This window comes from Thalassospira sp. NFXS8, assembly GCF_040148805.1.
Classification (GTDB): Bacteria; Pseudomonadota; Alphaproteobacteria; order Rhodospirillales; family Thalassospiraceae; genus Thalassospira.
The window spans coordinates 90,789-105,059 of sequence record NZ_JAGEMF010000001.1 but is presented as its reverse complement, the minus strand read 5'-3'; the positions used below and the strand labels follow the sequence as shown (position 1 = coordinate 105,059).

Genomic DNA, 14,271 nt, shown 5'->3' with positions numbered 1-14,271 from the left:
GGGCATGGGGGCTTCTTCAAGCACCGAAAGCAACCTGATGGCCAGCCTGCAACGCAATCTGTCCAAGATCGTTGTGGCACCATCCTTTGCGGCGTCCCTGTTTTTCGTCTACGGCTTCATTATTTGGACCGCCTGGATGGCGTTTTCCAAATCGCGCATGATGCCGGTCTATGACTGGGCCGGGCTGCGGCAATATGAACGCCTGTGGCAAATGGAACGCTGGCATGTTGCCATCGAAAACCTGCTGATTTTCGGCGGTCTTTTTATCGTTATCTGCCTTTTCCTGGGCTGCCTGCTGGCTGTTTTGCTTGACCAGCGCATCCGGGCAGAAGGCGTTCTGCGAACCATATTCCTTTACCCGATGGCGCTGTCCTTCATTGTGACCGGCACCACATGGAAATGGATCCTCAATCCCGGTCTTGGTCTTGAAAAGATGATGCATGATCTGGGATGGGCAAGTTTCAAGTTTGACTGGCTGGTGAATTCCGATTTTGCGATTTACACAGTTGTCATTGCCGCCGTCTGGCAGGCATCGGGCTTTATCATGGCCATGTTCCTTGCCGCCCTGCGCGGCGTAGATCAGGACATTATCCGTGCTGCCTATATGGATGGTGCAAGCCTGCCACGTATTTATTTCGGCATTATCATTCCCTCGATCCGCCCGGTATTTCTAAGCGCAATCGTCGTTCTTGCCCATCTGGCAGTAAAAAGTTTCGACCTGGTGATTGCCCTTACCGGCGGTGGACCAGGTTATTCATCCGATCTTCCGGCAACCTTCATGTACACAATGGCCTTCCAGCGTAACCAGCTGGGCATCAGTGCCGCCAGTGCCATGATGATGCTGGCAACCGTGATGGCGATCATTGTGCCATATCTGTATTCCGAACTGCGCGGAGGCAAGAAAAATGGCTGATCTCCAAACCTACGGTCAGGATTCAGGGTTGAAACATACCCTCTTGCGCGGCCTGCTCTATCTGGTTCTGATCCTGTTTTCGATCTATTACCTGTTTCCGTTATTTGTGATGATTACGACATCGCTGAAATCACTAACGGAAATTCGCGAAGGATCGCTCATCTCCCTACCCCGTGTAGTTACCTTCGACGCCTGGAATTATGCCTGGAACGAAGCCTGCGTCGGTGTTGAATGCTCAGGCATCAAAACCTTCTTCTGGAACTCGGTCCAGATGGCCATTCCCGCGGTTTTGATCTCGACCATCCTTGGGGCGTTAAACGGCTATGCTCTGACCAAATTCCGGTTCAAGGGCGCGAACATCGTCTTTGCCATGTTGTTGTTTGGCTGCTTTGTGCCTTTTCAGGTTGTGCTTTTACCAATGTCAGTGACCTTGGGCAAACTTGGTATCGCCAATTCAACCATGGGGCTGGTTCTGGTCCATGTGGTATATGGCCTGTGCTTTACCACGTTGTTCTTCCGCAATTACTACGTATCGATTCCGGATGAACTGGTCAAAGCGGCAACCATCGACGGTGCCGGTTTCTTTACCATTTTCTGGCGGATCATCCTGCCGATTTCCGGCCCGATCATTGTTGTTTCCATCATCTGGCAGTTTACCCAGATCTGGAATGACTTCCTGTTCGGCGCTTCGTTTAGTTCTGGTGGCAGTGCACCAATGACTGTCGCCCTCAATAATATCGTCAACACCACGACGGGCGTTAAGCAATACAACGTTGATATGGCCTCAGCATTGCTGACCGGGCTTCCGACACTGCTTGTCTATGTGCTGGCAGGTAAATATTTCGTCCGTGGCCTGACCGCCGGTTCGGTGAAGGGATAAAGAAATGGCATCACTCACCCTTGATAAAGTCCGCAAGACTTTCGGATCTGTCGAGGTCCTCAAAGAAATCAATCTGGCGATTGAAGACGGCGAGTTTCTCGTTCTTGTTGGCCCATCTGGCTGCGGCAAATCGACCCTGCTTAACCTGATAGCCGGTCTGGAAACATCGTCTGACGGTGAAATTCGCATTGGTGATCGCGTTATCAATAACGTGCATCCCAAGGATCGTAACATCGCCATGGTGTTCCAGTCCTATGCGCTTTATCCCAACATGACAGTTCGCAAAAACATCACCTTTGGTCTTGAAATTCGCGGTGTTTCGGCATCCGAACGTGACAAGGCCGTCGATGATGTCGCCCGCCTGCTGCAAATCGAAAACCTGCTGGACCGCAAACCATCCCAGCTTTCCGGTGGTCAGCGTCAGCGTGTTGCCATGGGCCGCGCACTGGTGCGGAACCCGGACATTTTCCTGTTTGACGAACCATTGTCAAACCTGGATGCCAAGCTGCGCGTTGATATGCGTACCGAAATCAAAAAACTTCATCATCGTCTTGGGTCCACCATCGTTTATGTGACCCACGACCAGATCGAAGCCATGACCCTGGCATCACGCATTGCCGTGATGAAAGGCGGCATCCTGCAACAGTTCGATACGCCGCAACATATCTATGAAAAACCGAACAACATGTTTGTTGCCGGTTTCATCGGCTCGCCATCGATGAATTTCATTGAAGCCAAACTGGTTGACGATAACGGTAAAATTGCCGTGACGTTTGACAATAACGGCCAAAAAGTTGTTTTGCCGCTGCTTGAAAACAGCCCGGAAAGCTATAAGTCGTGGGTTGGCAAGGATGTTGTTTTTGGTATTCGCCCCGAAGGGCTGACCCACAAACGCACAGGGTCGGATAACCCCGGCAGCCAATATGTCAATTTCGATGCCAAAGTCGAAGTCATTGAACCCACCGGTGCCGACACCATGACGGTGATCAATCTTGGTGGAAAGGAAATCGTCGCCCGCGTCAGACCGGACCGCGCGACAAACCCCGGAGAAATGATGACATTCTCTGCGGATATGAATCAGATCAGTCTGTTTGATCCAACAACGGAACTTCGGATCTGATCTGAATGGCGGGTGGTTCTGGGGGCCACCCGCCATTATTTTTGCTATTGTGAATCCGCTGATAAGCAAGCTGGTCAATTAGAACCGGCATTTATCGTGCGTATAAATAACACATAAAAAATACGTTCTTTTAGGGAGGAACGACATATGACCACCCCGAACCGCACCAAAGGTGCAGGAATACGTTTTAAATTGGGGGCATCTTTTGGCGCAATGGCAGCACTGACTGCAATTGCCGCAATCGTTGGCATTATATCAATCGAGCGGATTGCCTCTTCGCTAAATGAAGTTACTCACACATCATCTGTGACATCGGCCTTAAAAGCGGCCGACGAAAGCAACGCGATTGCTGTTCTGGCATCGGAAATGGCAACCAACCCCCAGGCTGATATTCAAAGTCTATCGACACGGGCTATCAGCCGGATGGAAAAGCTGGAAGAAGCAACAACCGGCACCGACCTTGAGAAAGATGCCGGGCAATTGCGCCCACATTTATCATCCCTGATCACGGCGGCACAAACCCGGCAGAAAAATGATAATCAGGTCACACAAAACATCTCCGCGCTGCGCAATCAGCACGACGAGTTTCGCAAACAGGTTAGCCAGCATATTGATGCGGCAAATGCCAACCTGGTTAATAACAGCAATAACGTCATTGCAACTGCCAGCAAAAACCTTGACCAACTTATTTCCAACGAAGTTGGTACGCTACGCACGACCCTGACCTTGCAAGCAGAAGGAAACCGGGTGGTGGGCTTGCTCATCGAGGCTGCAAATGCCGCAAGCCCTGCCCTGTTAAACGAACTACAAACCAAATTTGACGCCGCCAGTCAGCAATTGCAAGAATTAGGCGGCGCCTCAGGCTCGCCGGACCTGCAACAGATTACGGAAACCCTGATCGGGTTTGGGCAGGGTAACAACAATATCTTCGCCATTCGCCAAAACGAAATCACGGCAACAACGCAATCCAGCGCTGTTTTTCGCAATGCCCGCGAAGGACTGGAAGCCAAATTACACGAAACCTTCGGCAGCCTTAATCAATCGATCAATGGTCTTTCCCTACCTGATGCTGAACGGTTTCATTTAAACGCACTGGTCGCCGAGGCCTATGCCCTGATGGTTGCCGGAACCGCATCCCAAACCGCAGACCAGGCCAAAGAATTCAAAAAACAGTTTCTGAAATTTTACCGCGACAATCGTAAAATCCCCGAAACAATTGCGCCCACCCTTAAAAAGCCGATTGGTGATTTTTTCAAACTGGGAAGCACACGCGGCGGGTTGTTTGACTTGCGCAAACAGGAACTTGATGCCATCGAACGGGCGACAACAACCTGGTCGCGACTTGCCAATGACCGCAAAACCGGATTATTGGCCACACAAACCGCTTTTCGCGACGCCATTTTACCTGTGGTAAATGCGGCCGATGAAAGTTTGCGCACCAAGACAGCCAGCATCCAGCAACAAACCCAGTCTGATCTGGGCGGGTTATTAAACCACGACTTGACGGCCCTCATTACAATGGCCAGGCTTGAATCCGTTGGCAATCTAGCCATCGGCTATCAAAATCAGGCGGCAGCCACCTCCGACATGGCCGTCCTTAACGAACTTTCAAACCGCCTCGGCGACATTGGCAAAACCACCAACCAATTATCAAACACCCTTAAAAACCAGGCTGATTTAATATCAGCAACACAAAAACTGGGCGCACCCGATGTTATCATCGGCCCGCAACACACAGCAATTGAAGCCCGCCAAACGGCTGGAAACGAACTGAAGAATGTGCGTGAAACCGTTGAAACAATGGGAGTTCAGGGAGTTGCAACCGCTGCCGGAAAGCAGGCCCGTGCAGTGGGAGAACAATCAACCAGGGTTATCATTCAGGGACGGTGGGCTTTAATCGCCATTGGCATTGCATCACTGGTTTTTGCCGGGTTGCTTGCGTGGCTGTATGTTGGGCGCGGCCTGATTGCACGGCTGGAAGGCATGCGCAACGCCATGAATGAAATTGCCCATGGCAATACCGACATCACCATTGAAGACAAAGGTTCTGACGAAATTTCGGCCATGAACCGTACATTAGAGGTTTTCCGTAATAATGCCGCTGAAATTCGTGTTGCCAACGATCGCGAGGAAAACCAGCGTGTACAGGCAACACAGGAACGCAAAAACGCACTTAATGCCATGGCAGACAATTTTGAAAAACGGATCAAATCGCTTGCCAGTGATATTGGCGTTGCCGCCCAAACCATGCACCAGTCAGCTGAAAGTCTGGGCAAACACAGCACATTAAGTGCCGAACGTTCCGATAGTGCGGCACGCGCAACGCAGGAAACGGCATCATCCGTACAAACAGTTGCGGCCGCTGCCGAACAGCTGATGGCCTCTATTGGTGAAATTCGCCGTCAAACAAGTGAATCCACCCATATTGCCAAATCAACCTCGGCCCGGGCCGAAGATTCCGCCCAAAGCATGGATCAGCTTAACCAGCTTGCCATTGAAATTGGCGATGTTATTACCCTGATTTCCGATATCGCCACCCAAACAAATATGCTGGCCTTGAATGCCACCATCGAAGCAGCCCGCGCTGGCGACGCCGGTAAAGGTTTTGCCGTTGTTGCCAATGAGGTCAAACATCTGGCGGACCAGACAGCAAGGGCAACAGCGGATATAGAAACCCGTGTTAAAGCGGTTCAAACCGCAACACAAGAAACCCGCGGCGAAATAAAGGCAATCAGCGATACCATCGGTGCGCTAGATGCAATCACGGCCAATTTGTCGGATGCCATCGAACAGCAGGCATCGGCCACACGCGAAATTTCACAAAATGCCCAAGCTGCCAATTCCACCACCCGGCGCGCCGCCGATGATGTCGGCCAGGCCAACCAGGTTGTTTTGGAAACGGGTGAAATATCAAAGGACGTTTTGGGATCTGCCCGCGATCTAAGTGAACGCGCCGCGCACATTCAACGTGAAGTCGATGCCTTTTTACGCGATGTCCGAAATTCGTGAGCAGGCCCATCATACCGTAACCGTCTGGTAATCTAACTGCCAGACGGTGCCTGCATTTGTACTTTGCGGGGCAGCCTTATCGTGACCTTCAACCCGCGACGGGGCATATTGCCAAGGGTAATATGCCCCTCATGTGCATCAATGACTGTTTTCACAATCGATAGTCCCAACCCGCTCCCGCCAGTGCTGCGCGCACGCGATCCTTCAACCCGGTAAAACGGCAAAAACACCTTGTCCTGTTCGTCTTCGGGGATGCCCGGTCCTTCATCATGAATAACCACAATAACGTCATCTGCGGTGGCATCCAGGCTAACATAGGCCCGATGACCATATTTCAGCGCATTGTTAATCAGGTTGGTAAAGGCCCGCTTCAATGTGCCCGCCCGGCAGGTCAGGCGGATACTGCGTTTGTCTCCAAACGAATGGGCTTCATCATTTTTGCTGCCAAACACGGTGTTCACCAGATTAAATGTTAGCGGCTTCGGTCCTTCAAACATCACCGGGCGCCCCAAATCGGCGTAGTCATCACAAATGGCTTCAAGAACAGATGTAAAATCGACAGTCCGTTCCTCTTCCTTATGAATCCAGTCACCCAGAAAATCCAGTGCGTCACTTAGAAGTTCATCCATTTCATCAAGGTCACGCAACACGGTTTCACGTAATTCATCATTATCAATAAATTCGGCCCGCAACCGCAACCTTGTGCTGGGTGTCCGCAAATCATGCGAGATGGCAGCCAGCATCCGGGTGCGATCTTCCAGCATCCGGGCTATGCGCTGACGTAGGGCATTATAGGCTTCCGCCATTGATCGCGCTTCGGTTGGGCCACGTTCTTCAACTGGTTCGCCTTCAACCTCGTCACCATTTTTGCGAATGGCACTTGCCAGTGTTTTAAATGGTCCCGCCAACAAATCGGCCAATGCGGCAAATACTGCCAAAACGGCAATAACGCCCACCAAAAACATAATAAATACAACCGAGGGCGACGCATAATCGTTCCATAACCGGGCATGAGACAGCATCATACGGCGCCCCGATGGCAGAGTAAGCTCGATCTGGGCCTTTAACCCCAACCGGGCAATTTCGCGGGATAACTGGGCAAAAAACAGACTGGGGCTTTTGGCTTGTTCAATCACGTCGCGCTGTTCAACACTAAGCCTTCCGTGTCGAAAATGAACTTTCACCGCACTGGGCCATCCTGCATCCCCCAACCGCACAGGCATGGCAATATGCTGGGCCGGGCGCGAATACAAAAGCAGGCTTTCGACTTCCTGTACTGGCAACAATTCCACATGAAGGCCATCCTGCGCACCAACATTGCGGGCGTTGCCGCGCAATTCGGGGTTTTCCGCAATCAGTACCAGCTCACGAATGGTAAAACCCAGCGTATAGGCTTTGCTGATGCGTTCCGAGCGGTCAATAACGTAAATTGATGCCATGCTGGCAAGCCCGGCAATAATCAGCCCGCCAATCATCATGATCAGAAAAATACGACCGCCCAAAGTGCGCGGTTTAAACCTGCGGGATTTTTCCAATACACCCTGCACCGCCTGCCCTCCGGCCTAAAGCGGGGAAACGTCGGCGCAAAACTGATAACCAATACCGCGCACAGTTTTTATCAGTTTCGGGTTTTTGGCATCTTTTTCAATTTTACGCCGCAACCGGCTGATCTGAATATCAATACTGCGATCAAACGGGATCGAACTTTGCCCACGAACAATATCAACCAACTGGTCGCGCGATAACGGACGTTTGTTATGCTTTACCAGGGCACGCAGCAGAGAAAATTCACCGGTTGATAAATGAACGACCACGTCATCGGCATCGCGCAATTCCCGCGATCCCAAATTCAGAACCCAATTACCAAAACGAACTTTTTCGGAACTGTTTTCAACAATTTCCGTCGTGCCGGTCTCGGCCCGACGGAAAATGGCACGAATGCGCGCCAGCAATTCACGCGGGTTAAACGGTTTGGTCAAATAATCATCTGCGCCCAGTTCCAGCCCCAAAATCCGGTCGGTATCCTCGCCAACAGCGGTCAGCATAATAATCGGAATTTTCGAGGTGCGACGCACATCCCGGCACAGGGCAAAGCCATCCTCGCCGGGCAGCATGATATCGAGGATCAAAAGATCAATATTCCAGTCCCGCAATGCCTTGCGCATTTCCGTCCCGTCGGAAACCGTGGTCATACGATATCCGTGCTGCATCAGAAACTTTTTCAACAGTTTCTGTATTTCCTGGTCATCATCGACAACAAGAATATGGGGTTCACGACGGGAATTCAGGCTCTGTCTCCTGTAAAATCAATGGCTTTGGCCGATTGCGGCGGAGTGTAGTCGGTTTTTGTAACAATTTGAAGCATTCTGCGTGTGTCCCCTGCCAATTTCACTTCACAGGCAAAAATGACGAGCCAAATTAAAATCTGGCCCGCCATTAAAACACTTCTATCCGTACAGCACTTATGGGCCGGGCGGAATTTTATTTAAGGTCATAAACCTTGGTACTACCCGAAACCTCCGAGGCTATCACCAACATCGCATTACCGGTTGGGCTGTTATCAGCATCAATAAACAACATACCTTCGGGGGCCAGTTCACCTGCACTGTCATTTTTGGGATCCCCATCAAATTTGCGGTCGGTATGATAAGTCACAAATTGCGGGTTTGCAGGGTTGGTAAGGTCATAAACCATAAAACCGCCCTGACGTTCCAAACCGATAAATGCATAGGGTGTACCGTTGACATAGCCACTGGTAACCCCTTCCGGTTCCGGGCCTTTATCATCCGAACGATCATCAAAACTGCCATTTTCACTGCTGTCAGAATTAAAATTCTTCGCAAAATGCACAGACAGATATTGTTCGAACTGGTCCCCGCTGTCAAAAATCATCCCGGCCTGCTCGTTCAGCACCGAAAATGACCGCCCGCCGAAGGTATAAAGCTGGTCAAAATCACCGTCCCCATCCAGGTCACCCTGTGCCGTTGTGACTTTCAGGCGGCCAAGATTTTTCTTTTCCTGCAATGTTTTCGCATCAGGAAACGCCGTCGGGTCCAACTTTAAATCGCCAATGCGAGCCTCTTCGCTATACCCGGCATAATCACGAGAATCGCCTTCATTGGCGATAATAAAATAGTTTTTCCCATCAATTTCAATACCATCAATAGTGTCAGGCATATACATGCCAAACACCGGCCACGGCTTTATATTGATGGCATCATCCTTGTTGCTGGCATCAAGGGCATTTACAGAATGGTTTTTAAAACCAAGGCCAACAACATCCGTCACCCGTGCGGTTGCAATATCAACAATCGCGATAGCGTTGTTTTCCTGCAATGTCACATAGGCTTTGCTGCCATCGGCGCTAACCGCAATATATTCCGGTTCCACATCCTGGGCGACGCTGGATGTACCGGGATTTGCCGTGCGCATGCCAACCGGCAAATCACTATTATTTAGCCCCTCAAAGGTGGCAAATCTGACATTTTCATCTGTAATTTTAGAAATATCCGACGGCACAGAAATAACGGCAACGCTTCCTTCCGGGTCGTTATCAAACGCATCATTCGGTTCACCTTCATTGGCTACCAGCACATATTTACCGTCATGGGTAAATTTGATCATGTCTGGCAGTGCACCAACCGTTACGGCTGCTTTGAAGTGACCATCAACGTCAAAAAAAACGGCCTTTCCAGGTGCTTGCTTGTCGGTGTTTTCAACTGCTGCAACAACCAGCCCATCATGTACCGAAACACTGTTGGCTGCCTTACCCCATTTTGCCAGGTCGATTGTCGAAATTTTGCGCACATGCAGCGGGTCGGCCAAATCAAGAATATCAATTCCCTTATCGCCACCATTGACAACAAATGCCCGTTTGCTGGCCCCATCAAACGTAACAATTTCAGCACCACCTTCATCAAACAATTGTGTCCGATATTCACCCAGCGGCGTAATCGACAGCGAACGTAGCGGGCTGTTGGCGCTACGCAATGAAATGCTGTTTTTCATTTGTGCAGCATTACCTGTGCTGGCCAATAAAAAGCCCGAAATGGCAACACCTGCCAGCAATATGGAACGACGCATGACTTGGCCCTTTGTATTAATAAAATTTGTTAAGCCACGCACAATGGGACAAGGGCGTAACAGTTTCATGACCGTAATATGATGCTTTGATAAATATCTTTGCAAATGCTGTGCGCCATTCACGCCACTGAACCGTATTAGAAAGGTAGCATTTTCAACAGGAAACGCATTTACCATGACCTTACAAAAAATTGCAGTGATCGGCGCGGGTATTACCGGGTTAAACGCAGCCTGCATTCTTCACCTGGCAGGTCTGGACGTGCATGTTTTTGAAAAAAGCCGGGGCCTTGGTGGACGACTGGCAACACGGCGCAGCGATTTTGGAATATTTAATCATGGTGCGCAATTTGCCACAGCCCACCACCCCGATTTTATCAAATACGTGAAAATGGCCCAACAAAAAGGTGCCGCAGAACAATGGGTTCCTACACCCCATGTGCCACAGCAAAACAATAACACCCGTTCCATACCTGGTGGCTCGCTCGACAGGCAAAACCATCAAGATAGCAATGCTGGCTGGTTCCGTGGCACGCCAGCAATGAACAATCTGGTGGCACCTCTTGATTGTGGTTTTACCATCAACAAAAACACCCGCATCTCCGCAATCCGCCCACTGGATAATGAACAGTTCGAACTGTTCAGTCAGGAAGGACCACGTTCCGGGCACCGTATAAAACCACAGTCTCATGGCATCTTTGACGGCGTTATCGTTGCCATACCCGCACCGCAATGCGCCGAAATTCTCATGCCATTGTCGCCCAGGTTTGATGGCATTGGCGATGTTACAATGGCACCTTGCTGGGCTGTCATGATCGCATTCCAAAACAAGGCAGCAACGGGTTTTGATGTTTTACCCGATGCCCATCCCGATATTGCATGGATCGGACGTAACCCGAATAACGCGCCTTCCGCAGCACCAGACAATATGTTTGACCGCTGGACAATTCACGCATCCCCACAATGGTCATACGACCATCTGGAAGATGACGCCGAAACAGTCGGCCATCTGATAGAAACCCGCCTGCAATCATTGTTTAAAGACATGAACATCACCACCCCGCCAATTGTTATGCGGCAAGCCCATCGCTGGCGTTATGCCCGCACAATCAAGCCACTGGGCCAAAGCCACCTGTCATCGCTTGATGGCCGGATCGTTGCCGCTGGCGACTGGTGCATGGGCGCAAGGATCGAAGCTGCGTTTCAAAGCGGCGAATCAGCCGCCCGTGCAATCATGGCGGTTTGTAAATAGTCCGTGCCTGCTATACCAAAGCTTGTTGATCAAAACCGGCCAACAAGCCCCTCAATCGGCGTGCGGGCTCGACAAAGCCCTTGCCTTTCGCCGCACGGGCCGCCCGACGCCAACGCACCGATCCAATGACCGATAAGTGCGTCTTCGTATTAAAACTTGTGCGACTGCAGCCCAAACAGAAAGGCAGCGCCACGTACGGCGCTGCCTTTGTAAAATCCAAGAAAACCCGGAAAGATCAGGATTGCAACGTTCGCAATTCTGCAATCAGGCCTGCGGTCGAGGCATCGCGCTGGTCTGCACTTTCAGCCCCTTGCACCATCGGCAACAGCTCCTTTGCCAACTGTTTGCCAAGTTCAACACCCCACTGGTCATAGGAATTTACATTCCAAACAACACCCTGAACAAAAATCTTGTGTTCATACATGGCAATCAACCGCCCCAGCGTGAACGGGTCCAACTGGCGATACAGGATCATGGTGCTGGGTTTATTCCCGGCAAAAACCTTATGCGGTGCCAAAACATCGATTTCATCGGCAGCTATACCTTGTAAATCAAGCTCCTGGCGCACTTCTGTTTCGGTTTTACCAACCATCAGGGCTTCTGCCTGGGCAAAACAATTGGCCACCAGTTTGTCATGGTGATTTTGCAAGTCATGAAGCGGTTTTGCCGCAATCAAAAAATCAACCGGGATAAGTTCGGTTCCCTGATGGATCAACTGATAAAAGGCATGCTGCCCATTCGTACCAGGTTCGCCCCAGATCACCGGCCCGGTAGAAGTTTGTACCGGCTTGCCATCGCGGGTAACAGATTTACCATTACTTTCCATATCGGCTTGCTGCAAATAAGCCGGCAAACGCGATAAATGCTGGTCATAGGGCAAAATAGCGTGGCTGGATGCCCCCAGAATGTTGCGATACCACACCCCGATCAACCCCAGAATAACCGGAATATTTTCCGCCAGCGGAGCCGTTTTGAAATGCTCGTCCATTGCGGCACCGCCGCGTAGCATTTCTTCAAACCGGTCATAACCAACAGCCAATATAATCGGCAAACCAATAGCCGACCACAGGCTGTAACGGCCACCAACCCAGTCCCAGAAACCAAAGGCATTTTCAGTATCAATGCCAAATTCGGCAACTTTGTCCAGCGCTGTAGAAACCGCAACAAAATGCTTTGCCACTGCCGCATCATCGCCAAGCGCATTCACCAGCCATGACCGCGCAGAATAGGCATTGGTCAGGGTTTCATCGGTAGTGAAGGTTTTTGAAGCGATGATAAACAGGGTTGTTTCCGCATCCAGGCCCTTTAGCGTATCAACAATATGGGCCCCGTCGACATTGGAAACAAAATGGCAGGTAATCCCGTCAATATGATAGGGCCTCAGGGCCTCATTCACCATCACCGGGCCAAGGTCGGACCCGCCAATACCAATATTGACCACATCGGTAATTTTTTTACCCGTGTGTCCCTGCCATTGTCCATTATGAACACGGCTGGCAAAGTCCTTTAAGCGGACCAAAACCTCCTTGATGCCGGGCATAATATCTTCGCCATCCACCGCAATGGCATCGCCATCCAGGTTGCGCAAGGCGGTGTGCAATACGGCACGGTGTTCGGTAATGTTGATACGTTCGCCCGCAAACATCCGGTCGCGCCAATCAATAACGCCCGCCTCTTTTGCCAGCTCAAGAAGGCCATTTAACACATTGTCGGTGATCAGATTTTTGGAATAATCGACAAATAAATCATCCAGTGTGGAATGATAGCGCAAAAAACGCGCCGGATCTTCGGCAAAGGCTTCACGCAGGTTCAGATTGGCGGAAACATCTTCACCAATCTGTTTCAGGTTTTCCCAGCATTCGCTTAAATGGTCTGTCGACATGCTATCCTCGATTTACAGGTCGTTGGGCCGTGTGGCCGGTGCAATACTGTGTGGGACAGTCTAAAGACAATATAGGGCGATCCTGTGAACAATCGCCCTATATTGAATATTTTGATTAAATAACGAAATCAGACCGCAGCCATAAATGTCAAAACTTCGCTTTCCGTCGGCAAGGCGTTAATGGCCCCGCGCTTGGTCGCAGTTAGCGCCCCAACCGCATTGGCAAAACGACACGCAGCCTTAACCTGTTCCGCCGACGATAACAATTCGCTGTTTTTTAACAAACGTGACAAAAACCCGGCTGTAAAACCATCGCCCGCCCCTGTCGCATCGACCGATGTTACTGAAAAGGGTTCGGCAAAACCATTCCACCGGGTGGTATAAAACCGGCTGCCTTTTGACCCCATGGTCACGATAACCAGTTTCCAGTGATCACACCACAGCTGCTTGACCCCGGCTTCAAAGTCTTCTTCACCGGTCAGGAATGTCACTTCATCATCCGAAATTTTAACAATATCGGCTTTTGAAATCGCCAGGCGTAAAATTTCGCGTGCCTTGTCCTCGTTGGGCCACAGTGGCAAACGCAAGTTGGGATCACACGAAATAATCGCGCCGCCTTCACGGGCAATTTCAATGGCGCGCAAGGTTGCAGCACGCGGGTCATCATCAATCATGCACAATGTGCCGTAATGAAACAGCTCGCACCCGGTCAGCATTCCGGTATCAAGGTCAGCCGGTGACAACAGCATATCGGCCGAGGGCGAACGATAGAACGAAAATTCGCGTTCCCCATCCGCACGCAACGACACAAACGCCAGCCCGGTTAAGGCTTCCTTGGTCAAAACAATGCCCGATGTATCAACATTGTCGGCTTTCAACGTATCCACCAGAAAATGCCCAAAGGCATCATCACCCAACTTGCCAATAAAGCCGGTTTCAATGCCCAGCCGTTGCAAACCCACAGCTACGTTGCCCGGCGCCCCACCGGCAGCCTTGGCAAAGGCTGGCGCGTCGGCAAGTCCTGTGCCGGTGACTGTCGGCACAAAATCAATCAACAACTCGCCAAGGCAAACTGCTTTTGCCGTCATCTATATTCTCCGCTTTTTTTCGCCGGTATAAAACCGACCTGTAACGT

Annotated in this window: 10 protein-coding genes; 5 read left to right on the top strand and 5 right to left on the bottom strand. The window is 50.7% G+C overall.

The annotated features are described in order from the left end of the window. Positions 1-4: 4 nt before the first annotated feature. The 4 genes from J4E05_RS00460 (at position 5) to J4E05_RS00445 (ending at position 5,922) form a co-directional block, all read left to right on the top strand. Entirely contained in the window at positions 5-913 is a 909-nt protein-coding gene (locus tag J4E05_RS00460) for a carbohydrate ABC transporter permease (protein ID WP_085592042.1), read from the top strand. Next, positions 906-1,793: a carbohydrate ABC transporter permease gene (locus tag J4E05_RS00455; protein WP_085592040.1), complete on the top strand. Its 888-nt coding sequence runs from the start codon at positions 906-908 to the stop codon at positions 1,791-1,793. Before J4E05_RS00460 ends, J4E05_RS00455 begins: the two co-directional genes overlap by 8 nt. A 4-nt stretch (positions 1,794-1,797) precedes the next feature. Then, a complete protein-coding gene (locus J4E05_RS00450) occupies positions 1,798-2,913 on the top strand; it encodes an ABC transporter ATP-binding protein (RefSeq protein WP_349591635.1) in 1,116 nt (371 codons plus the stop codon). 147 nt (positions 2,914-3,060) lie between these two features. Further along, positions 3,061-5,922, top strand: a complete 2,862-nt coding sequence (locus J4E05_RS00445) for a methyl-accepting chemotaxis protein (RefSeq protein WP_349591633.1) — start codon at positions 3,061-3,063, stop codon at positions 5,920-5,922. 32 nt (positions 5,923-5,954) lie between these two features. Here the strand turns inward: J4E05_RS00445 and J4E05_RS00440 are convergent, their stop codons facing one another. The 3 genes from J4E05_RS00440 to J4E05_RS00430 form a co-directional block, all read right to left on the bottom strand. After that, on the bottom strand, positions 5,955-7,469 hold the full coding sequence (locus J4E05_RS00440; protein WP_246832967.1) for an ATP-binding protein: 1,515 nt from the start codon (positions 7,467-7,469) through the stop codon (positions 5,955-5,957). 15 nt (positions 7,470-7,484) lie between these two features. Further along, positions 7,485-8,210, bottom strand: a complete 726-nt coding sequence (locus J4E05_RS00435) for a response regulator (RefSeq protein WP_085592034.1) — start codon at positions 8,208-8,210, stop codon at positions 7,485-7,487. A 193-nt stretch (positions 8,211-8,403) separates the two neighbouring features. Further along, a complete protein-coding gene (locus J4E05_RS00430) occupies positions 8,404-10,005 on the bottom strand; it encodes a choice-of-anchor I family protein (protein ID WP_349591631.1) in 1,602 nt (533 codons plus the stop codon). Between the two features lie 175 nt (positions 10,006-10,180). Here J4E05_RS00430 and J4E05_RS00425 point away from each other — a divergent pair, with 175 nt between their 5' ends. Continuing rightward, complete coding sequence (locus tag J4E05_RS00425) at positions 10,181-11,254, top strand: NAD(P)/FAD-dependent oxidoreductase (RefSeq protein ID WP_349591629.1); 1,074 nt, start codon at positions 10,181-10,183, stop codon at positions 11,252-11,254. Positions 11,255-11,489: 235 nt separating this feature from the next. On the opposite strand, the gene pgi is transcribed toward J4E05_RS00425, so the two are convergent. Both pgi and J4E05_RS00415 read right to left on the bottom strand, forming a co-directional pair. Further along, a complete protein-coding gene (pgi, locus tag J4E05_RS00420) occupies positions 11,490-13,136 on the bottom strand; it encodes a glucose-6-phosphate isomerase (protein ID WP_349591628.1) in 1,647 nt (548 codons plus the stop codon). A 128-nt stretch (positions 13,137-13,264) separates the two neighbouring features. Then, positions 13,265-14,224 carry a PfkB family carbohydrate kinase gene (locus J4E05_RS00415; protein WP_085592029.1) on the bottom strand — a complete coding sequence of 320 codons (960 nt, stop codon included), beginning with the start codon at positions 14,222-14,224 and terminating at the stop codon, positions 13,265-13,267. Positions 14,225-14,271 lie beyond the last annotated feature (47 nt).